This window comes from Yersinia ruckeri ATCC 29473 (assembly GCF_000754815.1).
GTDB classification, from domain to species: domain Bacteria; phylum Pseudomonadota; class Gammaproteobacteria; order Enterobacterales; family Enterobacteriaceae; genus Yersinia; species Yersinia ruckeri.
This window is the reverse complement of sequence record NZ_KN150747.1, coordinates 3,576,192-3,602,642: the sequence shown is the minus strand read 5'-3', so window position 1 is coordinate 3,602,642 and position 26,451 is coordinate 3,576,192. Positions and strand designations below refer to the sequence as shown.

The window sequence follows — 26,451 nt, the reverse complement described above, 5'->3', positions numbered from 1 at the left end:
GGTATTAGCTAGGTAGTGTAGTTCCTTCGAGCATATAATCATGCCAATTGATTTCCAGTCTTGTATCTGGCTTCCTCGGATGGGGCGATAATTTTTTGAGACAATCAGCCGCTGGGAGTTATGTCCTCATGAACCGATATCCAGTTTTTTATGAGTCGTTTGATGACTAACTAATTAGAGAGGGTTTTTACTGAGACTCTCAGAAAAATGGCCACTGAAGTCGATATCAGACAGAATGAAAATATTAAAAAAGAGCAAACTAAATAACTTTTTATAAGCTTAAAAGATAAAGTCTCGTGTTAAATGAGATTCATACACTAGAGTAAGTTATAATGGCTTCATCCATTGCTAGGAGCGTATCGATATTTATATCGGTTTTTTTTGTCACATCAATGATTTTCATTATAATATAATCTATCGCCAGTAATTTTATATTGATGTTTTGTTATCTGAATTGACGAATGAACTCCGTGTTAACAAATAATGCGCAAGCTAAATGAAATTCATACTGTCAGGTGTAATAGTTGATTATTGTTTTTTGTATATTAATTTAAGATTGACGTGGAACATGAATTTTTGGCTATACTTGATTTTATAGCTTCACGATAATTATTTTCAATAGTAAATTATGCGTGGCTTATGTTGCTTTTTTAGGTTGTCTTAATAACAAGATATAATATATGAAAGCTAAGTATAATGACAGAGTTTATTCATGAAAACTAATAGGGTAATGAAGTGATTTTTAGTGAAACACATGACTTTTATGATGTTGATTTATTTTTTATTTGTGCGATTTTATTTGCGCTGAAAATGATTGCGATGAATATAAGTTATATGGTTCTGGGTTTTATTGATGATTTATTTAGCATTAACATTCATAGTGAATATTGATGTTAAAAATAGTGAAAATCAGCTGGTCGTTTCGATAAATACCTCTTTTAAATTCTTTCGTTTATCTGTATTTTTAACAATGTGCGCTAATTCTGTTAATTTTGGCACTAATGTAAATTGTGTGTTTGTTTTTTTAGGTAAAAAGAATGTTACGATAGAAAGTAACACGTTTTTTTATGTTTATTATGTCTATTTGGTGGTAAATTCAATATAAATCAATTTTTTATGCCTTTCGGTTCTATAGGTGATAGTGAATTATTTCATTCGTTTGATATGTATTTAATATTAATAATTGTTTTATTATATAATTTCACTTGCGCTATTTATAGAATATCAATAATAAGTATTGTCGTACTTATTATTGATTGATGATTGTGTTTGCCACCTTGTTTGTTTTTATTGTTTTCCGTGGGGAGTTATCTATGTATGTTAATACAGTTTCTGTAGTTACCGAAAGTAAGTTTATCGATATCAATGGTAAAGGAATTATCGACTACGGCTCTGAGGTCTCAGTTGATTGTTGCATGAATAAGATCCATTTTCACAGTAGAAAGTTGACGATAAACATAAATGAAAAGCAAAAAAGGCTTGTAATGTGCTTGTTTAATGATGTAAATAGAAAGCAAGATATCATTAAAGTAGTTTGGTATGAAAACCATAAAGGTATATCAGATAATAATTATCATCAGCTGATACATAAATTTAGAATGTTATTAACAGAATTTGAAATACCAGCAGATATTATAAAGACTATAAATAGATATGGTTTGCGTTTAGATACGAGTCTATTATGTACATCTGGTAGTGATAATTATGATGATAGATTTTATGGGTATTGTTGAGTGTGTAATAAAATAGAAAGTATAATTATATAATATTTATGAGGGTGTGGTGATGTTTGACTTTTTAAAAATTAAAGTAAGCATGACCACCTTCTTATTATCAGTAGACTCTTATTTATTGATTTTTTCAGCAGCATTATTTTTTTTGTCTTTACATAAAGGATATGAATTAATAGAGGAGGTAGTACTCCATCATAATAGTGAATATTCTGAGGTGCATTCATTATTTGTAAATGAATATACAAAAGTTGGAAATGATGGGGATAATGAAATTGATAATATAAAACTCACCATGAATAAGATAAAAAACATGAATCTGTTTGGGCAAAGAAAAGAAAATCATGATTATCTCGGTGCTAAGAACTCTGATGAGAACATTGATGATGAAACCCTTCTTTTATCACCAGCATATACAGGGAAAGAGAGTCTGGTCGGGATACTCGTAAGTTCCGACCCAAGAATGTCAATATCGATAGTATCGACCAATAGAGGGCATAAAACATATTTAACTAACGATGTATTTGATGATGGTGATTCGAAAGTCATCCGGATATTCGATAATGGGATAGTGGTAAAAAACAAAGATGGATATTTCTCTATGAATATAAACTAATAAATGCAATTATATTTTTTTTGGTGAGGATATGGCTGATTTTGCGGGGCGTTCAAATATAATATTCTACTATTATAATTCATTTCTTTTTTATTTTATTTGCATTTTTATCAATGGGGGGGGAGGTAAAAGTGGCAGAGTACTTGTAACTCTAGTTTTTGTAATATATACATCTAATGCTTATTCATCAGATTTTTCTGTTAAATTTAATGATGCGGATATAAAGGAGTTTATAAATACAGTCAGTAAAAGTCTAAATAAAACTATAATAATAGATCCAAAGGTGCAAGGTCTCATATCAGTCAGAAGTTACGAAAGGTTGGATAAAGAAAAGTACTATCAATTCTTTTTGAATGTACTTGATGTTCACGGATTCACTGTGTTGGAGATGCCAAACAATATATTAAAAGTCATCCCATCCAAAAGGGCTAAAAGTTCAGCGCCGCCTATTTTAATGAAAGATGATATCTTTAATGGTGATGAGTTAATAAATAGAATAATCCCATTGAAATATATCTCAGCTAAGAATGTAACTCCATTATTACGGCAGTTAAATGATAATACAGATTCTGGCAGTGTTGCACATTATGAACCAACAAACTCATTACTCATCACAGGACGAGCGGGTACAGTTAAACGTCTGGTGGAGATCATCAGTGAATTTGATCGTGAGGGAGAGTCTTCGGTCGATATGTATAAACTGGCTTATGCTTCTGCTACTGAAGTAACAAAACTGGTTACTGAGCTTCTGAGACCAAATGTGGCAGGAAAGCAAGATACTGCACAGATGGTAAAAGTAGTCGCTGATGAAAGAACTAATTCAATCCTTATCAGTGGTGATCCGGCCTCACGTAAAAGTGCTGAATCTATGATAAAGAAACTGGATAAAGAGCAGATATCACATGGTAATACTAAGGTTATTTATCTGAAGTATGCAAAAGCAGAGAAGCTATTAGATGTTTTAAATGGTGTCAGTGTGAGCATTAAGGATGAAAAGAAAAAAGTATCACATATAAGTAATACTATAAAAAAATCAATGATAAAAGCTGATGATCAAACAAATTCATTGATAATAACAGCCTCTCCGAATGTGATGTATGATCTTGAGAAAGTAATAGAGAAGTTAGATATCAGACGTGCACAGGTATTGGTTGAAGCTATTATTGTTGAAGCCCAAGATGGGGAAGGTATTAATCTTGGTATTCAATGGGATACTAAGCAGAAAAAAGTGGGTGGTTTTATTAGTTATAACAAGTCCAACTTGGGTAATATTCAAAATGGTGTTACCTCTATCGCAAATGGGATCAGTGGGCTCACAACGGGGTTCTATAGAGGGAATTGGTCTGGTTTATTTACTGCCCTTGCAACAAATTCAAGCAACGAAATACTGGCAACACCGAGTATCGTTACTCTGGATAATATGGATGCTGAATTTAGTGTAGGGCAGGAAGTCCCTGTTTTATCATCTCAGCAAACTACATCTACTGATAAGGTATACAATACAATATCCAGGCAGTCAGTTGGTATTATGCTAAAGGTAAAACCTCAGATAAATAAAGGTGACTCTGTTTTATTGGAAATTAGACAGGAAGTATCTAGCGTTGCCGAAAACTCGAATGTAGATAAAGATAACATAGGTTCTACATTCAATAAAAGGGTGGTAAATAATGCGGTATTGGTTAAAAGTGGAGAAACAGTTGTCGTTGGTGGTTTGCTAGATAAGAAGGTATCTAATGTTATAAATAAGATCCCATTATTAGGCGACATTCCTATTATTGGTAATTTATTTAGACAAAAAAAAGAGAAGATTGAAAAAAGAAATCTAATACTTTTCATTAAGCCGACAATAATTAGAGAGTCAGATGATTACCTTTCTACCACATCGGAAAAGTCTAAAACTTTTAATGAAAAAAATAATGATTGGAATTTATGTATTAGCGAGAACGACATGAGTAGTAGATGCAATGGAAATAATATTTTATTTAATTTAGACAAAAAAACAAGTAAAGAGTTAATAAGTATCATAAATGATATGAGAGATTTTTACAAAAAATAAGGAGGTGGAATTGAATGAGTTACTTCCTGCATCAAAATACAAAGTATTGCCATTTAGTTGGGCAAAGGAGCATGGGGCTTTAATTATTCCTACTCCCATAGGATGTAATCTAATTTGCCGTAGTTCTGTGATATTTGACGATTTTTTAGAGGCTTATAGGGTTGCTTCAGGAAAAATTGAGTTAACTCTGTTACCGGATGAAGAGTTTGAACAGAACTTAGTTGATTTCTATCAGAATGATACTCAACAAGCCCAGCAGATTATGGATGATATTGGTAATGAGCTAGATCTTGGAACACTGATCGAACAATTGCCTAAAGATGAAGATCTTTTAAACACGGTAGATGAGGCTCCTATTATACGTCTTATCAACGTAATGATTTCTCAAGCGATAAAAGAAGTTGCTTCAGATATTCATATTGAACCTTTTGAACGGAGGCTAATAATTCGTTTTCGGATTGACGGTGTGTTAAGTAAAGTCCTTGAGCCACCTCCGAGGCTAGCATCCTTGCTTATATCTAGGATAAAGGTCATGGCAAAACTGGATATTGCTGAAAAACGGGTTCCACAGGATGGGCGCATTGCACTACGAATGGGGGGGAGAGCTTTAGATATCAGAGTGTCAACATTGCCTTCCAGTCACGGTGAACGTGCTGTACTGCGTATACTGGACAAGAATAGTGTGAAGTTAGATCTTGAAACTCTGGGGATTAACCAGAAAAGCTATAAATTAATCAAGAGGTTGGTTCAGCAACCTCATGGAATAATACTGGTTACCGGGCCAACTGGATCAGGTAAAAGTACCACATTATATGCAGCCTTGATGGAAATAGATCGTAGTGTTAGGAACATTATGACGATAGAGGATCCTATTGAGTTTGATTTAGATGGGATAGCACAAACCCAAGTAAATGCTAAAGCGGGCATGACCTTCTCTAAAGGACTTCGTGCTATTTTACGTCAAGATCCTGATGTTATTCTTATTGGTGAAATACGAGATTCAGAAACGGCAAGAATTGCTACGCAAGCCTCTCTAACCGGACACCTTGTATTATCTACACTGCATACTAATACCGCGGCAGGAACGATAACACGTTTAAAAGATATGGGTGTAGAGGCTTATATGTTATCCAGTTCATTACTGGCTGTTTTATCTCAGCGCTTGGTTCGAAAACTGTGTGTCTATTGTAGAGTGCCATACGTTTTCTCACCGTTGGACCTGGAAATAAAACAGTCAGATAAAAATAAATTAGAGAAAATGTCTGGGTATAAAAGTAAGGGTTGTGAAAAATGTAATTATATCGGATACCGAGGGAGAACGGTCATCCATGAATTAGTTATCCTTGATGATAAGATGAGGAAGTCAATTTATAAAGGCAATGGTGAAATAGAGCTGGAACGATTGGCGAGAGAATTAGTAAAAGATATTAAGAATGATGGTATAGATAAAATCATTCAAGGTATTACCTCAGTAGAGGAGGTACTTAGAGTTACGCGGGAGGATGTCAATGGCTACATTTAGATATCGCGCGTTAACCAAAGAGGGTAAAAAGTATAATGGAATGATAAAAGCTGAAAATATAGTTAATGCCAGAAGAGAAATTAGGGTAATGAATTTAATTTTGTTGAAGATTCACATGGTTAAAAAAAACAAAAACAACAAAAGAATAAGTAAAAGTGAATTAATCACCTTCACTAGGCAATTAGCTACTTTAATTTCATCTTCTATTGCCATTGATGAAGCTTTAGACACTATCGCCAATCAAACCGATAACAAGTCAGTATTAAATATAATATTTAAGATAAAAGAAAAAATAACATCAGGCCATTCTTTATCTGAATCAATTATGTTGTTCCCTAGAGCTTTCAATATTCTTTATCATTCGATGATAACCGCTGGAGAAACATCTGGACACTTGGGTGTAACTCTTCATCGTCTCGCTGATAATATAGAGGAAACACAAAGAGTAAAAAATAAATTAGTCCAGTCATTAATCTATCCATGTGCATTACTACTCGTGTCTATCGGTGTAATATCTATATTGCTTTCTGTTGTCGTACCGAAAGTATTAGAACAGTTTATTTATATGGGGCAGGAACTTCCATTTTCCACTAAATTATTATTATCAATAAGTGATTTTATTAAAAATTATGGATTATTATTGTTATTTTCTATTTTGTTAACTTTCATTTTTAGTGTGTTTTGTTTTAAAAATAAAGAAGTTAAAATAAAAATGCATAAATTAATTTTATCGCTACCTATCATAGGAGGAGTGATCAGCGGGGTAAATTCAGCCCGTTATGCCAGAACGTTGTCAACACTCAACTCAAGTGGAGTTCCATTATTACAGTCTATGATAATTAGCTTATCAGTATTAACCAATAACCATCTAAAATATAAAGTTGAATGTGCAACTGAGTTAGTCAGTGAAGGCCGCAGTCTCTCATTTGCATTAGCGCAGGTTGATATATTTTCACCACTAACGCGGCATATGATTTCGGCAGGAGAAAAAAGTGGTGAATTAAACGCTATGTTGGAAAAAACGGCAGAAATCCAAGAGGAAGAACTCATTCAACTAATTTCAGTTGTTATCAATATAATTGAACCGACAGTTATAGTTATAATGGCATCATTTGTTTTTTTTATTGTGTTATCAATCCTACAACCTATTTTTTTGCTAAATAACTCCATTTAAATTTCAAAATATAGGCATAGATATGTCAGTTGTAAGTGTTAAATTTAACGGTTTTACGTTACTAGAGGTTATGATAGTTATAGTGATACTCGGATTGTTAGCGAGTTTGACTATACCAAATTTGATGGCTAACAAAGATAAAGTTGATATACAGAAGGTAATAAGTGATATATCAACATTAGAAAATGCTTTGGATATGTATAAATTGGATAATGGTATTTATCCATCAGACGAACAAGGGATTATTTCATTAGTAACTAGGCCTATTGAGTCGCCATTACCTGTTAACTATAGAAGTAATGGTTACTTGCGTAGATTGCCTAAAGACCCTTGGGGTAATGAGTATTTAATTAAAAATCCTGGCGTCCATAATGTAATAGATGTCTTTTCTAAAGGGCCTGATGGCGAAATAAATACATCTGATGATATAGGTAATTGGATATCAGAAGAGTTGATCAAAAGTGAGCGTTAACTTCACCCATTCTCATGGTTTTACTTTATTAGAAGTTATTTTGATTGTGTTAGTATTGTCATATTTGTCATCGTTAGCCATGATTAATATACCCCATGCATCGCAAGGTGCATTAAAAGATGCTGAAAAATTATTTTACTCATTAAAGAAAATGAAAGATAAACTATATTATTCTCACGATGTATATGGGATTTCTATAAAGGATGATGAGTGGATGATATTACGGTTATGTTTAATTGAGTGTGTGAGTTCAGAGGTGGTAAAAGAAAGTAATATCTGGAAAGGGAAATATTGGGTCCAGGAATATAATGGTATTAATAAACTAGCAGGCAAACTGAAATACTCTAATTTTAAAGTGGAAAAAAAATACTGGGATAATATAAATATTGATTCAGTTACTAGGGAAGAGGAAATTTTATCATTTATATTCTTTCCTGATGATAATATTGGATTGTTATCAATAATTATATTTGATGAACATTCTAGTTTTAGAGTTAATTATTTTGGTGATGACATTTACCTAATCAAAACATCTGATGGTTTTAGTGACGATATTAAAGAAGAGTAATGGTATGACATTATTGGAAGTTATGATCGCTTCAGCTATATTCTCAATGGCTGCACTGTCCTTGTTGGGTTTTCTTGGTCAAAATTTACTTTCTCTTTATAGTATCAAAGATAGTGTATTTATGACGTTGGTGGCTGAAAATATTGTGAATGAAATATTAATAATAAAACCGGAATTAAATAGTTACGTTGATTCTGGAACTACTGAAATGGCTGGGCAAAAATGGAACTGGAACTTAAATATTAATTACGACAATGGCTATGATATTCATATCCTTGAAATTAACCTGAGAAGCAACGAGATGAAAGGTAATGAATATTTTTACTCTAGGTACTATATTGTAAGATAATGAAAAAATACGACTCTGCTGGTTTTACATTAATAGAAGTGTTGCTGACGATAAGTATTTTTTCGCTACTGAGCTTGACTGCATATTTCGTTTTACAGAATTCTTTGAATACAGAAATAAATTTCAAGCTCCAGACTGAAAGGATAGCGGAGATAAAATATGTATTTTATATGTTAGAAAGAGATTTAAGTCATGCAATTATATTAAAAAAAGATGGTGGCAATAATGAAATGATTAAAAACTTTTCCGCAGGTGAAGGTGTTATTGATAGCGATAGTCATGGGGTAGAGTTTATTCGTAATAATTGGTTTAATTATGATGGTTTTTTCCGAAGACCAGAGCTAGAAAGAGTGGGATATCGGTTAAAGGATAATGTTCTTGAGAGAGTTCGTGGTGAAAAATCAAATAAACCTATATATATAACAGAGGCATCAAAAAAAAATTCAGTAGTTCCTATTATTCATCGAGTAAGTACGTTTAATATTGAGTTATACCATGATGGCGTGTGGACGTCAGCATGGAGTGATGATGGTAAAGTCCCTGAAGCTATTTTGATTATATTATATATTGAAGATATAGGTCGGGTTAGTAAGTTAATAAGGTTAAATATGGCTAATTGAGATTAATTATGGAAGTAAACCAATCAGGCGTTGCATTGCTATTTGTTATTCTGATTACATCTTTACTCAGTATGATCGCCTTATCAGTAAAGGAATATTGGTTTAATGTATATAGCCTAACTCAGTTGACTATCTCACTTCAGCGAGAGAAAGAATTACTTTTGAATGCTGAGAATATAGTGTTAAGAAAGATATATAATCATTCTAATGATATTAAACTGTTTAAAGATGAGTTGATAATTTTGGATGAAAAACATATCAATGTTGATTTATATTCTATCACTGAATGTCTAAATTTAAATGCTTTGCTATCTTTTACAGATTCAACTGCGGTTAAGATAAAAGAAAAGTACTATTATGCTGCAATTGGTAAAATTCTAGATGATGTTGGAATAGATCAGTATGATAAAAAAACGTATTAGATGGCATTAATCAATTAACTAATCATGCTGTTATGAGAGATGATGCGAATTATAATATTGCACTGTCTTCACTGCCTCTGAATGATAGTTATAGGTTTCAATCTAATAATGATATTTTACTTATTCCTGGTGTGACGGAGGAGGTATTTAATAAGATCAAGGAGGTGATATGTATATTACCAGATGACAGAAGTCTGATTAATATAAATTCCCTTAATGAAAATCATGTTGATTTTTTATCAGCCATTATGCTAGGTAAAATACCGAAGGATAACATCGTTAAAACAGTAAATGCCATTCCGGTTAATGGATGGAAAAGTGTGAGTGATTTTATGGGTTTTTTATTGAAAGGAACTCCTTTAGAGGTAAGAAAAGAATTATTATCTTATGCAAGAATGCTATTATCAACTGAATATAATTATATCAAAGCTGGCTCATCATTAGTGAGTGACTCTGGGCAGTATAGATTGGTAACTTTATTCAGGCTGGATGGGAAGTCCTTAAATATAACACAGCGTAGATATGAGATGAAAGGGTGGGGAAATGGCTGAGGGGAAAATAAATCCAGGTACACTGTTAATAAAAATCCCAATTGATAGGCCTGAATATATGGACTGGCTTTTTCAGTATCAAAGGCAAGAATTGGCCGAATATAAAAATGGTACTATCCATAGTCAATTAGAACTACTCGAATTAATTCGTGATTTAAGAGTGGGTTGGGATGTTAGAATAATTATTTTAATCTCATCAAGAAAGATACTTTTCCACACGTTTGAGTTTAATTTTAAAAAGATAATCAACAGCACTGATGTTATTAAATATGCCTTGGAGGATTATACCGCGACTGATATCGATGATATGGAAGTGAGTGTGATTAACTATGATGATGGTCTTTATTCTATTGCGGCTATTAATAAGGATGTGATTAAATATTGGCTACGGTGGTTTTATGAGTTAGATATCAATCCTGACTTCGTTATCCCAGATGTATTATGTTTGCCATATTTAAAGGATCAATGGAGTGCCATTGAACTGGAAGGGAATCTGCTAGTTAGAACGGGTAAATGTAGTGGTTTTTCTATCGATAAAGAAGACCTTGGTAAAATTAAAAATATCATCGAAAGTAATATTAATCTAAATGATTTAGATGGTTTTGTTTATAATGACTTAGTTAGTTGTGAGCGCTTATGTACTTACTCTGCAATGTTATTATTTTCAAATAACTTTGATATCAAACATAGCATTATTAGTAAAACACGACAGGGAAATAGTCTGTATGTATTTAAACGTGGTGTATTTAAATTAGGTATGATAAATGTATTTTTGCTTTCATTTTCTTTTTTTATTTTATTAACAACGTCAAGCAAATTATATTCTATTTACTATAAGTCGATTAATTATGATGAGTTGGTTGAGTTAACCAATCAGACTATTGTAAATGCAAAAAATATTATACCACTAGAATCTAAGGAATTTAGCTCATTAAATGATGCTTATGTGCTGATGAAAGATAAATATTACAATCATGATTTCTTCTTTTGCTTATCGAATTTAAATATAAAAGGTAAAATAAAAAGCTTCAAATATGACTTTGAAAATAAAATTATGGCGATAAAGTATATTGATGATTTAGATTATTTATATGAAAGTGAAGTGACTAGTTGTGGAGAACTTGGCTAGATTGGTTTTTATTTTTATTAATGAGGGGATATCTTGTTCGTAGAGAAGATAATTAGATTGTTACCCAGTTCATATTCCAAGCTTACTATTGTTCTATGTTTTTTTATTTTGATTTTGTCTGTTTTTTTATATATTTCAAATGTATTTTTGAATGATTTAAATGCTTCCGTTTCGGCAGGCGAAATTAAATTTAGGCAACTGAATGAGGTTGTGGGAAATATAAAGAAATTAAGAAAGGTTAACGATGATGCCCCACTGGAGATAGAGAGATTAAATTCATTAATTCATCTGTTGGCAGAGAGAAAATCTATTCATATTGAGACTTATTTTATGCAAGGTGGTGGAGTGGTTATAATCTCTACCAATATAAATTTCGATACTTTATTAGATTTCATTCTTGATCTTAACAACCAAATTGGGATGCCGATATCTATCGTGGAAATTGAAAGTGCTGAGAGTAAAAATGGCATGGTGGCTTCTGCTAAAATAATAACTCGTTGATAAAGGTTATCACTAATGTTAGAGAAATATCTATTATCTTAAACTGAGGAAAATAGGTTTTTATGGTTTTTTTTATTTACAATCCGATTTTTTATATAAATAATATTTATCTCTAAATGTTTTAAACGGGTTATATGTCAATTTTCAATGTTAACTGACTATCCTCTTTCTATTTATTAAGGTGTTTTTCCATATCATCCTACAGATGTAGTTATTCCTCTGCAAACAAACTCGACTCCTCACTCATTACTCCTCACTCATTACTTTAAGTATATTTTTTGACTATTTAAAAATGTAGCCATATACTTTGGCATTTATCTTGTGTCAGTTAAAATAATTTTTCTATTTTTTATCTTGGTCTTACTACGACATAAGCTCATCTATTTGTCTTATTTTAAATTACTGAATGTATTGTTATTGCTTCCGGGCACACAATGAATAACTGTTTATAATGTTGTACTTTAATTATTTAACCCTATTTAATTTGTTTTTATTGCATTTTTGGTGTGGCTATGTATTTTTTATAATTCACTATATCTATGTATTGTTTTTATAATGATTTTTGGTTTTTTTTAATTTGACTTTTAAGTATTTTATTGGATTCATTGTTATAGTTAATTTTTATATTATTGCGTTATTAATTAAATTATTATTGTTCTATAATTTATTGTTATAATTGTGTAATGCATTGCTTTTGTTTGTTATATTGGTTATTTATTTAATGTATTATTTCGAATGCTATTAATTTTATTGATGTGTATATGTATATTTTTTATGGTTTTTTCTATTGCCAAATTTTGTTTATTTTTAGTTGTTAATGATGTCGTATTTCTAGTAAAAGGAGAATTTATGGAAAAAATATATATAGGTGATGTATCTTTTATTCCAAAGATACGTAGCCTTGAACTCAATGGTATTGAGGTAAAACTAAGGAATAAAGAGTCTGAAGTACTTGCGCTTTTGTGTGAGTGTTATCCTGATCCCGTTTCGCGTGACAAGATAGAAAATTCAATATGGACAGATAGTTATGTGACAGATAATACCTTGACGCAAACTATCAGTAACTTACGCAATGCCTTGAATGATAAAAAACATGAGCTAATTATCACCATTCCCAAAAAAGGTTACTGTCTTGGATTTGAACCTAAATTTCTTCTATGTAATGATGATAATCATTCAAGCTTATCAGAAATCAAGAGCGTTACAAATATAGAGAATGAAAATGCTCAGGTCTACTTATCTGGACGATTCTCTTTTAATTATATTGTTATGCTTTTGGTTTTATTTTTTATCTCCTTTCTGTTTTTATTTGAGTATTTTTTTAATAAATACCAAATTGATATTGTTAATTTAAACCCACATGATTTGCCAGTTATCATTAATTTGGATCTTAAGAAAGATAAGGTTTTTTTAGATAAATACCGTAAAAAACCTTCTATTCTTTTGAAGAAAAATAGTGACGGAAGTTATAATATTTGCAAGCGCGTAAAGGATGAGTTTTTATGCACAAGAGAATGATCTGGCTTATCTTATTTATCATTGTGTTAGGTGGTACTTTTGGAGGGGCTGCCGGTTTTTTTTATGCTTATTATCATCCTATGAAAAAAATAGAGGGATATTGGGAAGTTAACCAACTGATAAAAACCGGAATAGATAAGTATCATGTTAATGCTCGGGTGAGTGTTCGTGGCCGAGAAATAAAAACTTCTGCTGACCTGTATGACGATTATGCAAATTTTAAAGCTAATCGCTCGATGTTATTTAGTGTTGTCGATATAAAAATGAATGTCTTTAATGGGAAAGTTATTTCTATGATTCCGAGTCATACCAATGATGAGGTACTTAATAGCTTACTTAAGGCTCCTTATGAAATAAGTTATCCTATATTCTATTTTTTAGATTGTAATACTGTGCTAATGGAACAGTCTCAAGGCCATCCGTTAGGTACTGCCAGGTTAATGGAGCGAGTTCAGAAAATTGAGTGTAAATAGTCATATTGATTAAATATTATCAGTGTTAAATTCAGGTGAAATTTAGTACGAGGTAATTTAAGGATAAATAAATTTCAATCTGTAGAGTAATTAAATATGAGGATACTTGCGACTCTCTGAAAAGAGGCTAATCACCCACAATTAAGGTCATTAGCCCTCTTTGTAACGATCATGATATGGCGCTGTTTAATATTTTAATCCAGGCAGCTTGGTCACCTAAGTATTTCCCTGCAGGGATTATTTCTACTTCCCCTGTTTCATTTTGTAGGGCAAAAGTAGGAAAACCCTTACTCTGTAATTTTTCCAGTAATGCCCGACTTTCAGCTATATGCTGTGCTGTTGCCACGCCCTGCATTTTCTGCAATGTTTGACTAAATGTATCTTTATCCAAACCTATATTCCCCGCAAGCTCCACCAGAATCGGAGTGTCAGAAATACGCTGACCTTCGAAATAGTGGGCGTGCTGGATGCGGTGCAACATATCTAATCCACGGCCTGTCAGAGTTTCAGCCACGAGAATCGCTGTGATAGGTGGTGCTGAATCAACGATTGCTGATGTATCTCTGAGTAATCCATTGAAGTAATCCTCTCCAAAAGGTTGCCCGGTGAGTTCCTCAATACGTTTGTCGTGAGGCATGACATAATTACGCCATTCTCTATTGATCTGTCGACGATTTGGACCCGTCATCATCCCTCCTGCATGGAGGCTGATGGTTAGTCCGGCTATATTTTGAGCTGCTTTTAATAATGGTGCCGCGCCATAGCACCAGCCGCAAAGCGGATCAAAAATGTAGTGTAGTGTTGCGCCGGACATATTTCTTTCCTTATCAGTTATTCAGAGGTTATATAGCCAGTGATGGTAATTACTGTGGCCACTTCATTTCGCCTTTCAGCACTTTTGCGCTTAATTCCAAGCTGGATTCGTCTTTCAGGTTTGGATAATGTTTTTTCATTTCTGAAATCAGTTCTGCTGAATCTTTTGTTTTGGGAATTACCGCATTTAGAGTGGTCAGGTATTTTTGAGTGAAAGTAACTGACTCCAATGTTTGTGGTGCATTATCCAAAAAATGGCCAGGCACTACAATTTCTGGTTTTAATGCCTTGATGGCATCCAATGTTATTAACCAATTTTCTCGTGACTCTACTGTTTGGGTATCGGCTGCCCATAAGTGAATATCACCAGAAACGGCGACTCCGCCCACAACGGCTTTTAGCGCTGGAATCCAGACAAATGTACGCTCAGGTGATGGGCCATCTAATCCTTCAATATTGATTTTTTCACCATCAACAGTAAAGCTGTTACCTTGTAATGGTTGTGGAACAACTACGGATTTAGGCGCATTTTCCTTCAAAATGCCACCCCAGTAAGTCATTTTCCCATCTTTGGTTTCTTTAATTTCTTTGATAGTTTGTGGTGTGGCGATCACTTTTGCTTGAGGGAAGGCTTTAGTTATCGTATCAAGTCCAAAATAAAAATCCGGATCTGCCTGACTGATATAAATAGTGGTCAACTTTTTACCACTGTCTTTTATTTTCTTAACTAGAGCCTCTGCATCATTACGCTGGAACTGTGCATCGATTAAAACAACTTCAGATTTACCACTGATGATTTCGGAAGAGACAGGGAAAATACTTTTCTCTCCTGGATTATAAACTTCCATTTTCAACGGCTCGGCCGCGATGGCTGTGGATACGGCGCCGAAGGTAGCAACGCTGGCGAGGGTCATCTGTAACAGAGTTTTAGTAAACATGTTGGTCATCCTATGGGTGTTGGGTACGGAAGAGATAATAGATTGCATAACGCGCAATAAAAACCGGATAATAAGCAATTATTTGTTGCGTAAATCGGTCTAATTATGGATAGAGTCACGGCGGCTGAAGTTTTTGTTACCATTGTTGATCGAGGGAGCATGATTGCTGCCGCAGATGCCATGGGGATGTCCAGGGCGATGGTGACTCGTTATCTGGCTCAAATGGAGCAGTGGGCTGGGGCGAGATTATTGCATCGCACTACGCGTAAACTGAGTTTAACTCATGCCGGTGAAACTACGCTGGAGCGTTGCCGCAAGATGCTGGCATTCGCGCAGGATATGGATCTGGTTGATGGGCTGGAAAACGATGAGTTGCGTGGGTTACTCAGAATCAGTTGTTCCCAATCGTTGGCGCAAACCGCTTTGGCGGTTGCAGTCACTGCATTTTTGCTTCGTTATCCACAAGTGGCTATTGATCTGCAAATGAATAACCGTGCCATTAATTTGGTCGAAGAACGAATAGACTTGGCTATCCGTATTACAAATGAATTAGATCCTAATCTGATTGCTCGTCCGCTATCTACCTGTCACTCAGTGGTGTGTGCGTCGCCGTCCTATCTGAAAAACAAAGGAATGCCGCAGAATCCGCAGGATTTAGCATTGCATAATTGCCTGACTTATTCCTATTTTGGCAAAAGTCTGTGGCACTTCGATCATCATGGGGTTAAATCTTCGGTCGCCGTCAGTGGTAACCTGAGTGCCAATGAGTCGGTGGTGTTACTCAGTGGCGCTCTGGAAGGCGCGGGTATTGCGCTTCAACCTCGTTATTCCGCTATGCCTTACCTTATTTCCGGTGAGTTGGTTCAGCTATTGCCCGATTTCCACCCACAGGCAATGGGTATATATGGCATTTATACTTCACGGCGTCAGATGCCTGCAACCTTGAGGACGCTGCTTGATTATTTAATCGAATGGTTTGCCACCAATGAGCAATGGCGCGTGATGATGAAATAGCATGATATTTTTGACAAAATATCTCCAAATATATTCTCAGCCAAATATTTTTAGTGTCTTCAGATAAAACTGGATCCTATTCTCGACGTCATGCTAGTGATTAGTGTCTCTTTAATGCTGTGGCTATTTCAATGCTATCGCTAACTGGTGGTATGCGAAAATAATGCCATGAAATACAAAGTGATATTGCGTTGCACTTTAGCTGCGTATACCACGATGATTTTTTGATATTGCTGTCTTTGGTTGCCAGCATAGCTGGTTGTGCCCAGATTATTCTGGTGTTTGTAGCGGTTCAGGTGTTCCCGTATCGGAATTGCTCGCTCGTTTACATTAGCCGGTAATTATAGCGGTCAATCGGGTTTGGAGAGTGGTTACCTGTTGTTTTAAATGAGAGATAAAGGTATCGACCAGCATTGAGGAAGGGCGGTGGAGAGGCTGAATCAAGCTAACAGTAAAGGGAACATTGATGCTGAATCGACGCACGCAAATACCTTTTTCATGATTATTTTCTGCGTAATCTAATGCAGTAAGCGGATTGACAATAGAGACACCCACCCCCTCTCTGACCATAGCGCAAACTGATGCGGCGCTATGAGTTTCCATCACCAAACGGCGGTTAATGCCTTTCTCATTGAACAGGTTATCCAATAGCTGGCGATAGCTGTCGGTGACTGACAGGCTAATAAAGTTCTCGCCGGAAAAATCTTGCGGCGTCAGTACCATTTTCTTGGTCAATGGGTGTTCAGCAGGTAAGACGCAGACTTCATTTAATGTCATCAAGGTTTGCCGTTCTGTTCCCGCCGGTGTTTGTAAATTTTCGGTTATTCCTAAATCGTGATGTTGAGCAGATAACCATTCCTCCAACAACGGAGATTCCTGCGGTATGACATTCAGACTGACTTCGGGATAACTGTCGATGAAGGTTTTACACACGGCCGGTAACAGAGATTGTGAGAATACCGGCAAACAGGCGATAGAAAGCTGCGCCTGCTGGAATTGCCGAATGCTCTCTGCGGCTTGCACAATACGATCTAAGCCGTAATAAGAGCGCTGAACTTCTTCAAATAGCCGGAGCCCTTGTGCTGTGGGATACAAGCGTCCGCGCAAACGATCAAATAGGTTAAGTTGAATGAGTTGTTCAAAGCGAGCCAATTCGCGACTGACCGTCGGTTGCGAGGTTTGCAGCAAGACGGCGGCTTCGGTTAAGTTACCCGTGGTCATTACGGCATGAAAAATTTCTATTTGTCTTAATGAAATGGCTGGCATTGAGTGCCTCTGATGCTGACTGATGTAAGCGATTTATCGAGATGAACCTATATCATAAGTGAATAGACTTTGGGTAAATAGATATTTTCTATCCCGATATGAATTATAGATAATGTGCCATCAATTTGCGTTGTAAGCATGGTTTTACCCATAAGGAATCCCGATGCCGCGTCCTTTAAACGATCGCTCTTTTGCCCTGAATGCTGATAATTTACGCGCTTTACCCGCTCGTTTTGGCTGCCCGGTCTGGGCTTATGATGGTGATATTATTGCGGAGCGTATTAATCAATTGCGTCATTTTGACGTCATTCGCTTTGCGCAGAAAGCTTGCTCAAATATTCATATTTTACGTTTAATGCGCGAGCAGGGTGTGAAAGTTGATTCCGTTTCTCTCGGTGAAATCGAGCGTGCTCTGCTGGCTGGTTATCAACCGGGAAAAGAGCCTGCGGAAATTGTCTTCACGGCAGATGTACTGGATCAGGCGACGCTGGAGCGCGTTGTCGAATTGGGTATTCCTGTTAACGCTGGTTCAATTGATATGCTGACACAGCTTGGTGAGCAGGCACCTGGCCATCCGGTCTGGTTGCGCGTCAATCCTGGTTTTGGCCATGGCCACAGTCAGAAAACAAATACTGGTGGGGAAAATAGCAAACACGGTATCTGGCATCATGATTTAGCTGCGGCAATTACCGAGATTGGAAAATACTCGCTAAAACTGGTTGGGATTCATATGCATATTGGCTCAGGGGTTGATTACCAGCACCTGGAACAGGTTTGTGATGCGATGGTGCGCCAGGTTATAACATTAGGGCAGGATATCAGTGCTATATCTGCAGGCGGCGGTTTATCTATTCCGTATCAAAATGATGAGGATATCATTGATACCGAGCATTATTATGGTCTGTGGAATAAGGCTAGACAGCAGATAGCGATGCATTTAGGCCACCCGGTCAGTCTTGAGATTGAGCCAGGTCGTTTTCTGGTTGCCGAGTCAGGCGTATTGGTCGCACAGGTTCGCGCAGTGAAAAATATGGGTAGCCGTCACTATGTGCTGGTTGACGCTGGTTTCAATGATCTAATGCGTCCTGCGATGTATGGCAGCTATCACCATATTTCTGTATTGCCTGCGGATGGAAGGGATCTTTCCCATGAGCCGCTGATTGATTCCGTCATTGCTGGACCCTTATGCGAATCTGGGGATATCTTTACCCAGCAGGCTGGCGGTGGCTTGGAGACCAGAACGTTGCCTCGGCCGGTAATTGGCGATTATCTGGTTTTCCATGATACAGGGGCTTATGGCGCATCAATGTCCTCCAATTACAATAGCCGCCCACTTCTGCCAGAGGTTCTATTCGAAAATGGTCATCCGCGACTGATTCGCCGCCGTCAGACCATTGAAGAGTTGGTCGCATTGGAAATGTTTTAATACAGAATATGATATTCATGATTATCAGCAGGCTGCGAACGGTAGCCTGCTACCTGATGTTAAAACTCCACTCTCGTTCTGCCTCTGCCGCCTGTTGGTTTACAGCTTTGCATTCCGTATCACGCGTCTTTTATCTATCAATATTGATTCAGATTACTCATTGTTTTCCAAACGGTTTGATGGATTAGTGACTGAGTGTCGGCGTACTAATGTCGGGCTGAACATATTTGTAATTTCGGGCAAAGGAGTGTGGTTTGCCAGCGCTAATGCCAGCTTTGCGGCCTGAGTTGCCATTGCGACGACAGGATAACGAATGGTGGTTAATCGAGGGCGTAAATAGCGAGAGATAAGTACATCATCGAATCCAATCAGCGAGATTTCCTGCGGGACATCAATACTATTATCACTCAATACCGATAGCGCACCCGCAGCCATCGAATCGTTATAACAGGTAATGGCGGTAATTTGCTTACCTCGACCAAGTAACTCGGTCATGGCATGTTCGCCACCGAGTTCGTCCGGGGAAGCGTAGGCAATGAGTTTCTCATCAATGAGAATATCGTGCTCTTTCAATGCCTCAAGATACCCTTGAAGGCGGTCAGTTGCATCGGAGATCTGATGATTGGAGCAGATAACACCAATGTGTTTATGTCCTTGCTGAATTAAATGACGTGTTGCAAGCCAAGCACCGTAGCGATCATCGAGTGCAACGCAGCGCGTTTCATAGCCAGGTAAGGTTCTATTTATCAATACCATACCGGGAATTTGTTTCATTAATGAAACCAATTCTTCGTCGGGCAGTTTTTTGGCATGCACAACCAGTGCAGCACAACGGTGACGAATGAGTTGCTCGATAGCCTGACGTTCTTTTTCTACGTCATGGTAACCGTTACCAATCAGCAGAAAATTTCCTGTCGCATAGGCTACCTGTTCTACAGCTTTGACCATGGCACCAAAAAAGGGATCGGAAACATCGGCAACAATGAGTCCTACGGTTTCTGTTGATTGCTGTGCCAGCGCTCGGGCATTGGCATTTGGGTGGTATTGCAGTTGTTCCATGGCATTGGTGACGGCAATACGTGAGTTTTCACTGGTTTTGGGTGATTGATTGATTACGCGTGAAACTGTTGCAACAGACACACCTGCCAGTTTGGCAACATCCTTAATAGTAGCCATTTTTTTTCCACAAGCTTTTAGGGTAATCGCTTACATTCTCCAGTTTTGCGGAAAACGAGTCTTACCACAAGGGGGAGGGATCGCAACTTGGCGAGAAAAAACAAATAAAACAGAGACTCAGACTGCTGACAAACTTCGATCCTGCGATCTCTGGTGGGGAAGACCGGTAGAAGAGTTAAGCGTCCGCGTCAGGGATGGCGCGGAACGAGCCGACAAGGACGTATTCACGGCATCTTGACGATCTGCCGGTTTTCACCGCAGCGAGCACTTTGTCATTAACCTCAAACAGAGACTGTTTCTTGTTGTGGTTCAGAATGGCTTGGGAGAGTGAGGCCAAATCGAACAACATCGTGTAATGAGAGGTACCAGACAGATAGTCAGCTGAATTAGCAGGATATTTCCTGTATCTGATAAAGTTCATTGCTGGTTACATTTTAGCTGTAAATGTTGCGATTACTTGCTGGATGCGACTTAACCTAAGCCGTTAAAGTCAATATCCCAGAGGTATTAATGGGTGAGTAATCAACATACGCTGTGTTTGAGCCAGTTTTTTATTTACACCGACCTACGCAGATGCGTAGGTTTTTTTTTGTTTTCTTCTCGCTTTCTTCGGCTGATTCTCCTACCTAGTTAGCGGAATAAATGCTGTGATTATAGTATTCTGCATTTCTCCAGCTTTTTGATTATAGAGAAATGGACATGATTTTTCGCTTGCTACGTCTCCTATTCCGTAGGCTTTTCCGCGTCACTATTGATGGGGTTCACGACCAGTTTACGCACAAAAAAATTCTGATTACCCCCAATCATGTCTCCTTCCTTGATGGCATATTATTAGCGCTTTTTTTACCGATAAAACCGGTTTTCGCCATTTATTCCAGTATTACGGAAAACGGGTATATGCGTTGGTTAAAGCAGTTTGTGGATTTTGTGCCGCTGGACCCGACGAAGCCGATGGCAATCAAACATTTGGTGCGAATGGTTGAGCAGGGAAGGCCTGTCGTTATCTTCCCCGAGGGGCGGATTACTGTTACCGGGTCTTTGATGAAAATTTACGATGGAGCGGCATTTATTGCGGCTAAATCGGGCGCTACCGTTATTCCTGTTCGCATAGAAGGGCCAGAGTTGAGCTACTTTGGTCGCTTAGGAGGCCTATTCAAGCTGCAATGGTTCCCTAAAATAAGCATTCATGTGTTACCCGCTACTCAACTGCCGATGCCTGAAGCATTACGTGCCCGAGAGCGTCGGGTTCTGGCTGGGGAACGTCTCCATGGCATTATGATGGCTGCTCGTATGGCTGCCGTACCCGATGAGACACTGTTTGAAGCGCTGCTTTCTGCCCGTCAGCGTTATGGTCGCGGCAAGCCTTGTATTGAAGATATCTCTTTTAAAGAAGACAGCTATCAAACGTTATTGAAGAAGGCTCTCGGTGTGAGTCGGATACTGCAACGTTTTACTGTATCGGGAGAGCGAGTGGGAATGTTGCTGCCCAATGCAACCATTACTGCGGCAGCGATTTTCGGCGCATCTCTGAGCGGGCGAATTCCGGCGCTTTTAAACTACACTGCTGGGAGCAAAGGGCTGAAAAGTGCCATGACAGCGGCCAGTTTAAAAACTATTGTGACTTCACGCCAGTTTCTTGAAAAAGGTAAGTTAACCCATTTGTCTGAACAGGTCGCTGAGGCTAATTGGGTGTATTTGGAAGATCTGAAAGATACCGTCAGCGTAAAAGATAAGATGTGGATTTTATTCCACCTTTTCTACCCACGACGTGCGATGGTTGCACAACAGCCAGATGATGCCGCATTGATTTTATTTACGTCGGGTTCGGAAGGTTATCCCAAAGGTGTGGTTCATTCCCACCGCAGTCTGTTGGCTAATGTAGAACAAATACGCACCATTGCCGATTTTACTCCGAGCGATCGTTTTATGTCGTCACTGCCGCTGTTCCACGCATTTGGTTTAACTGTGGGATTGTTGACCCCGTTAATGACCGGGAGCCGAGTCTTCCTTTATCCTAGTCCGCTACATTATCGGGCCGTGCCAGAATTGGTCTATGATCGAAACTGTACCGTACTTTTTGGCACCTCAACTTTCCTCGGTAACTATGCGCGCTTTGCTCATCCGTATGATTTTGCTCGACTGCGTTATGTGGTTGCTGGTGCAGAAAAACTGGCTGAAGGGACCAAACAGATTTGGCAGGATAAATTTGGGATCAGAGTTCTGGAAGGCTATGGTGTGACGGAATGTGCGCCGGTGGTTGCGATTAATGTGCCTATGGCGACAAAGGTTGGCACCGTTGGGCGTATTTTGCCGACGATGGAAGCGAGGTTAGTCAACGTTCCCGGCATTGAAAAAGGTGGGCGTTTACAACTGCGTGGCCCAAATATCATGAAAGGTTATCTACGTGTTGAACATCCCGAGGTATTGGAGCCTCCCATGGCTGAGAATGCCGAGGGAGAGTTACAGCCTGGTTGGTATGACACCGGAGATATTGTTTCAATCGACGAGAAAGGTTTCTGTACGATTCGTGGCCGCATGAAGCGCTTTGCCAAGCTGGCTGGTGAAATGGTATCGCTGGAAAGCGTGGAGCAACTGGTGCTGGGCATTTCTGCTGAACATCAACATGGCGTAGCGGCTAAGGCTGATAGTAGCAAAGGTGAAGCGCTAGTGCTCTTTACCACTGACAGCGAAATAACACGCGAGCGTTTATTGAAAGCGGCGAGGGAGAATGGTGTACCGGAGCTGGCGGTGCCAAAAGACATCCGTATTGTCAAAGCCTTGCCTTTGCTTGGCAGCGGTAAACCCGATTTTGTCACTCTGACTCAAATGGCAGCGCATCCGGAGATAGATAGATGAACCAGCCAGCAGTAGCTATTAATAAGCCATTGTTATCACGTGGGATGATGGCTGTATTGGGCGCGCAGTTCTTCTCTGCTTTCGGTGATAACGCCTTGCTGTTTGTCACCTTGGCCGTGATTAAACAGCAGCTTTACCCTGATTGGAGCCAGCCGATTTTACAAATGGCGTTTGTCGCGACTTATATTGTTTTGGCTCCGTTTGTCGGCCAGTTCGCCGATAGTTTTGCCAAAGGGCGTGTCATGATGACGGCCAACGGCCTTAAATTGGCCGGTGCTTTGGTGATCTTTTTCGGTTTCAATCCCTTTTTAGGCTATACCTTGGTCGGTATTGGCGCTGCCGCTTATTCACCAGCAAAATATGGCATTCTTGGTGAAATGACGAGCGGGGATAAACTGGTCAAGGCTAATGGATTAATGGAGGCGTCAACCATTGCTGCAATTTTAATGGGATCGGTGGCTGGCGGGGTGTTAGCTGACTGGAATCTCAGTGTTGCATTGGGCTTGTGTGTGTTGGTTTACTCAGCGGCAGTTGTGGCTAACCTGTTTATTCCTCGCCTATCAGCCGCTCGTGGTGGATTGTCATGGTGGCCAACGACCATGAGCCGTAGTTTTTTTGCCGCCAGTAAAACGTTGTGGCGAAACGGCGAAACACGTTTCTCGCTGGTGGGTACCAGTTTGTTCTGGGGGGCGGGTGTTACCTTACGTTTCCTATTGGTTCTCTGGGTGCCGGTAGCTCTGGGAATTATTGATAATGCGACCCCGACAGTATTAAACGCCACAGTTGCAATTGGCATTGTTATTGGTGCCGCCGCAGCCGCTCGCTTTGTGACATTGAAAACAGTTAAACGTTGTATGCCCGCTGGTATTCTCATCGGTGTGGCCGTAGCGATTTTCTCGCTTCAATATACGATGCCAATGGCTTATTTATTTCTGGTCAGTATCGGTATTCTTGGGGGCTTCTTTGTGGTACCGCTGAATGCGTTATTGCAAGAGCGGGGTAAGAAGAGCGTTGGCGCAGGTAATGCTATTGCGGTGCAGAATCTGGGCGAAAATACGGCTATGTTACTGATGTTGGGCTTATATTCTGTGGTGATCAAACTGGGTGCCCCAGTCGTCGCTGTCGGCGTTGGTTTTGGTGTGATTTTTGCTTTGGCCATTACCGTCCTGTGGATTTGGCAGTGGGAGCAAGAACGAAAAATATCTTGATTTTCTGATTTTTTAACCAAAAGGCCGTTTAATATCAACGGCCTTTTGGCGTTGGAGAACGAGATAAGTCTATTAAGGTGCCGGGAAGGTATAACGGGTATGAATCTCCTCCAACTCGTTTAATATCTCTTCATCCAATACAATATTCAGGCTATCTAAATTGCTCTGCAACTGTGGCAAGGTGGTCGCACCCAACAGAGTACTGGCAACAAAAGGCTGCTGACGTACAAAAGCCAATGCCATTTGCGCGGGATCCAGACCGTGTTTTTGAGCCAGAACAACATATTCGGCAATAGCTAATTGTGCCTGTGGTGAAGAATAGCGGGTAAAACGGCTGAATAAGGTATTTCTCGCATCAGCAGGTTTAGCTCCATTCAAGTATTTTCCGCTCAGCGTACCAAATGCCAAGCTGGAATAAGCCAGTAATTCGATGCCCTCGTGCTGACTGATCTCCGCTAAACCCACTTCAAAACTACGATTGAGCAGACTATACGGATTTTGTATGGAAACGATACGCGGAAGGTCATGTTTTTCTGCCAGTTGCAGATAACGCATCACACCCCAAGGTGTCTCATTCGATACGCCGATATAGCGAATTTTACCGGCGCGCACTTGTTCATTTAGCGCTTCCAATGTTTCCAGCAGCGTAACCGTTGCAGTATCGTTGCTGTAACGATAATTCAGTTTACCGAAGCAATTGGTTTCACGCTGCGGCCAGTGTAGCTGGTAAAGATCGAGATAATCGGTATTGAGGCGTTTCAGGCTGGCATCCAATGCGGCGCGAATATTTTTACGATCCAAAGCCATACCGGGACGAATTGGCTGATCATTACCACGGCTGGGGCCGGAAACTTTACTCGCCAGAATGATTTTCTCGCGGCAACCACGAGCTTTTAACCAACTGCCAATATATTGTTCGGTCAGCCCCTGAGTTTCCGGTCTGGGTGGCACTGGATACATTTCTGCGGTATCGATCAGATTAACGCCAGCTGCAATAGCGTAATCCAACTGAGCATGGGCATCGGCTTCGCTGTTTTGCTCACCAAAAGTCATGGTACCCAGACCCAGCATGCTAACTTCTAAAGAACTGTGGGGTATACGGTGATATTGCATTGCCGACCTTCCTTAATGTTCGAAATTATCAGGCTAAGATCAAATGGCCTTGTCTGACTATATCGAAGCCGTGGAGAGGGGGGAAGTGGATGAGATGAAAGTGAGTAAAAAAGAGTGAGACGGGTGCGAGAGGTCGCACCCGTAGGTATTTTTGCTTATATCTTATCAGCTTTGTTTTTTTTGCCACGCATCAGGTTCAGTGTTTCAACGCCCATTGAGAAGAACATGGCGAAATAAATGTAACCTTTAGGTATGTGGACTTGGAAACTTTCAAGCATCAGCGTGAAACCAACCAAAATCAAAAACGCAAGTGCCAACATTTTGACGGAAGGATGACGGTTAACAAATTCGCCAATAGGTCTGGCAGCAAACATCATGACCCCGACGGCAATAACCACGGCAGCCATCATGATAAACAGATGATCGGACAGCCCGACGGCGGTAATCACCGAATCCAGGCTGAAGATGATATCCAGCAGCATTATCTGAACGATGGCTCCGATAAACGAGCTAACATTGCTGTTGTGATCGCTATCACCACCTTCAATGGTTTCGTGAATTTCTTTGCTGGCTTTCCAAATCAGGAATAACCCACCCAGTAGCAAAATAAGATCCCGCGCAGAAACTCCATGTTCCATGACTTCAAATAATGGATTGGTCAGGCGAATAACCCAGGCGATAGAAGCCAGTAAGGCCAAACGCATTAACATCGCACCAGCAAGACCAATGCGTCGAGCCTTGTTTTGTTGGGCTTTGGGTAATTTAGATACCACCAGAGAAAGGAAGATAATATTGTCGATACCCAGAACAATTTCCAGAATCGTCAACGTGCCTAGCGCCAACCAGGCATTTGGATCGGCAATCCATTCAAACATTGCGCCTACACACCTTAAAGAAACACAAAAATGCAATTATACGCTTTTATTAATTAATCGGAATG

The 26,451-nt window shown here is 38.7% G+C and carries 25 protein-coding genes; 19 read left to right on the top strand and 6 right to left on the bottom strand.

Going from position 1 to position 26,451, the window contains the following annotated elements:
• Nucleotides 1-1,313 precede the first annotated feature (1,313 nt).
• From DJ39_RS16235 to DJ39_RS16165, 15 genes are all read left to right on the top strand, one after another.
• Nucleotides 1,314-1,733: a winged helix-turn-helix domain-containing protein gene (locus DJ39_RS16235; RefSeq protein ID WP_038241033.1), complete on the top strand. Its 420-nt coding sequence runs from the start codon at nt 1,314-1,316 to the stop codon at nt 1,731-1,733.
• 52 nt (nt 1,734-1,785) lie between these two features.
• A complete protein-coding gene (locus tag DJ39_RS16230) occupies nt 1,786-2,346 on the top strand; it encodes a hypothetical protein (protein WP_038251584.1) in 561 nt (186 codons plus the stop codon).
• A gap of 103 nt (nt 2,347-2,449) precedes the next feature.
• Entirely contained in the window at nt 2,450-4,402 is a 1,953-nt protein-coding gene (gene gspD / locus DJ39_RS16225) for a type II secretion system secretin GspD (protein ID WP_038241119.1), read from the top strand.
• 4 nt (nt 4,403-4,406) lie between these two features.
• Complete coding sequence (gene gspE / locus DJ39_RS16220; RefSeq protein WP_004719173.1) at nt 4,407-5,924, top strand: type II secretion system ATPase GspE; 1,518 nt, start codon at nt 4,407-4,409, stop codon at nt 5,922-5,924.
• Nucleotides 5,911-7,098, top strand: coding sequence for a type II secretion system F family protein (locus DJ39_RS16215; RefSeq protein ID WP_038251580.1), 1,188 nt, complete (start codon nt 5,911-5,913; stop codon nt 7,096-7,098). Before gspE ends, DJ39_RS16215 begins: the two co-directional genes overlap by 14 nt.
• A 22-nt stretch (nt 7,099-7,120) precedes the next feature.
• Nucleotides 7,121-7,570 (top strand): type II secretion system major pseudopilin GspG, encoded by a 450-nt coding sequence (gene gspG, locus DJ39_RS16210; protein ID WP_038251578.1) that lies wholly within the window; start codon nt 7,121-7,123, stop codon nt 7,568-7,570.
• Nucleotides 7,560-8,138 carry a pilus assembly FimT family protein gene (locus tag DJ39_RS16205; RefSeq protein ID WP_038251576.1) on the top strand — a complete coding sequence of 193 codons (579 nt, stop codon included), beginning with the start codon at nt 7,560-7,562 and terminating at the stop codon, nt 8,136-8,138. The genes gspG and DJ39_RS16205 overlap by 11 nt, the downstream gene beginning before the upstream one ends.
• Nucleotides 8,107-8,487, top strand: coding sequence for a type II secretion system minor pseudopilin GspI (gspI, locus tag DJ39_RS16200; RefSeq protein ID WP_071815378.1), 381 nt, complete (start codon nt 8,107-8,109; stop codon nt 8,485-8,487). The genes DJ39_RS16205 and gspI overlap by 32 nt, the downstream gene beginning before the upstream one ends.
• Nucleotides 8,487-9,107, top strand: coding sequence for a type II secretion system minor pseudopilin GspJ (gene gspJ / locus DJ39_RS16195; RefSeq protein ID WP_038251574.1), 621 nt, complete (start codon nt 8,487-8,489; stop codon nt 9,105-9,107). The genes gspI and gspJ overlap by 1 nt, the downstream gene beginning before the upstream one ends.
• A gap of 8 nt (nt 9,108-9,115) precedes the next feature.
• Complete coding sequence (locus tag DJ39_RS16190) at nt 9,116-9,529, top strand: hypothetical protein (RefSeq protein ID WP_004719168.1); 414 nt, start codon at nt 9,116-9,118, stop codon at nt 9,527-9,529.
• 32 nt (nt 9,530-9,561) lie between these two features.
• Entirely contained in the window at nt 9,562-10,080 is a 519-nt protein-coding gene (locus DJ39_RS16185; protein WP_038251572.1) for a type II secretion system protein GspK, read from the top strand.
• Nucleotides 10,073-11,209, top strand: a complete 1,137-nt coding sequence (gspL, locus tag DJ39_RS16180) for a type II secretion system protein GspL (RefSeq protein WP_038251571.1) — start codon at nt 10,073-10,075, stop codon at nt 11,207-11,209. Before DJ39_RS16185 ends, gspL begins: the two co-directional genes overlap by 8 nt.
• A 33-nt stretch (nt 11,210-11,242) precedes the next feature.
• Nucleotides 11,243-11,710 (top strand): hypothetical protein, encoded by a 468-nt coding sequence (locus DJ39_RS16175; RefSeq protein ID WP_038251569.1) that lies wholly within the window; start codon nt 11,243-11,245, stop codon nt 11,708-11,710.
• Nucleotides 11,711-12,559: 849 nt separating this feature from the next.
• On the top strand, nt 12,560-13,228 hold the full coding sequence (locus DJ39_RS16170; RefSeq protein ID WP_038241072.1) for a winged helix-turn-helix domain-containing protein: 669 nt from the start codon (nt 12,560-12,562) through the stop codon (nt 13,226-13,228).
• Nucleotides 13,213-13,701, top strand: a complete 489-nt coding sequence (locus DJ39_RS16165; RefSeq protein WP_038241075.1) for a hypothetical protein — start codon at nt 13,213-13,215, stop codon at nt 13,699-13,701. The genes DJ39_RS16170 and DJ39_RS16165 overlap by 16 nt, the downstream gene beginning before the upstream one ends.
• 169 nt (nt 13,702-13,870) lie before the next feature.
• On the opposite strand, the gene DJ39_RS16160 is transcribed toward DJ39_RS16165, so the two are convergent.
• Complete coding sequence (locus DJ39_RS16160; RefSeq protein WP_004719162.1) at nt 13,871-14,515, bottom strand: DsbA family protein; 645 nt, start codon at nt 14,513-14,515, stop codon at nt 13,871-13,873.
• A 49-nt stretch (nt 14,516-14,564) separates the two neighbouring features.
• A complete protein-coding gene (locus tag DJ39_RS16155; RefSeq protein ID WP_038241080.1) occupies nt 14,565-15,452 on the bottom strand; it encodes an MBL fold metallo-hydrolase in 888 nt (295 codons plus the stop codon).
• Nucleotides 15,453-15,557: 105 nt separating this feature from the next.
• Here DJ39_RS16155 and DJ39_RS16150 point away from each other — a divergent pair, with 105 nt between their 5' ends.
• Complete coding sequence (locus tag DJ39_RS16150; protein ID WP_004719160.1) at nt 15,558-16,466, top strand: LysR family transcriptional regulator; 909 nt, start codon at nt 15,558-15,560, stop codon at nt 16,464-16,466.
• 330 nt (nt 16,467-16,796) lie between these two features.
• Here DJ39_RS16150 and DJ39_RS16145 read toward each other — a convergent pair whose 3' ends face one another.
• Complete coding sequence (locus DJ39_RS16145; protein WP_004719159.1) at nt 16,797-17,732, bottom strand: LysR family transcriptional regulator; 936 nt, start codon at nt 17,730-17,732, stop codon at nt 16,797-16,799.
• Nucleotides 17,733-17,895: 163 nt separating this feature from the next.
• On the opposite strand from DJ39_RS16145, the gene lysA reads away from it, so the two are divergent.
• Nucleotides 17,896-19,158, top strand: a complete 1,263-nt coding sequence (gene lysA / locus DJ39_RS16140) for a diaminopimelate decarboxylase (protein ID WP_004719158.1) — start codon at nt 17,896-17,898, stop codon at nt 19,156-19,158.
• A gap of 153 nt (nt 19,159-19,311) precedes the next feature.
• On the opposite strand, the gene galR is transcribed toward lysA, so the two are convergent.
• Nucleotides 19,312-20,334, bottom strand: coding sequence for an HTH-type transcriptional regulator GalR (galR, locus tag DJ39_RS16135; RefSeq protein ID WP_004719157.1), 1,023 nt, complete (start codon nt 20,332-20,334; stop codon nt 19,312-19,314).
• A gap of 699 nt (nt 20,335-21,033) precedes the next feature.
• Between galR and aas the strand changes: the two genes are divergently transcribed.
• Both aas and lplT read left to right on the top strand, forming a co-directional pair.
• The gene (gene aas, locus DJ39_RS16125) at nt 21,034-23,190 is read left to right on the top strand and encodes a bifunctional acyl-ACP--phospholipid O-acyltransferase/long-chain-fatty-acid--ACP ligase (protein WP_038241083.1); all 2,157 of its coding nucleotides are present in this window, start codon (nt 21,034-21,036) and stop codon (nt 23,188-23,190) included.
• On the top strand, nt 23,187-24,398 hold the full coding sequence (gene lplT, locus DJ39_RS16120) for a lysophospholipid transporter LplT (RefSeq protein WP_038241084.1): 1,212 nt from the start codon (nt 23,187-23,189) through the stop codon (nt 24,396-24,398). The genes aas and lplT overlap by 4 nt, the downstream gene beginning before the upstream one ends.
• A 72-nt stretch (nt 24,399-24,470) precedes the next feature.
• Here lplT and DJ39_RS16115 read toward each other — a convergent pair whose 3' ends face one another.
• Together DJ39_RS16115 and DJ39_RS16110 are read right to left on the bottom strand one after the other, a co-directional pair.
• Nucleotides 24,471-25,511 carry an NADP(H)-dependent aldo-keto reductase gene (locus tag DJ39_RS16115; protein WP_038241085.1) on the bottom strand — a complete coding sequence of 347 codons (1,041 nt, stop codon included), beginning with the start codon at nt 25,509-25,511 and terminating at the stop codon, nt 24,471-24,473.
• Nucleotides 25,512-25,666: 155 nt separating this feature from the next.
• On the bottom strand, nt 25,667-26,386 hold the full coding sequence (locus DJ39_RS16110) for a TerC family protein (protein WP_004719744.1): 720 nt from the start codon (nt 26,384-26,386) through the stop codon (nt 25,667-25,669).
• Nucleotides 26,387-26,451 lie beyond the last annotated feature (65 nt).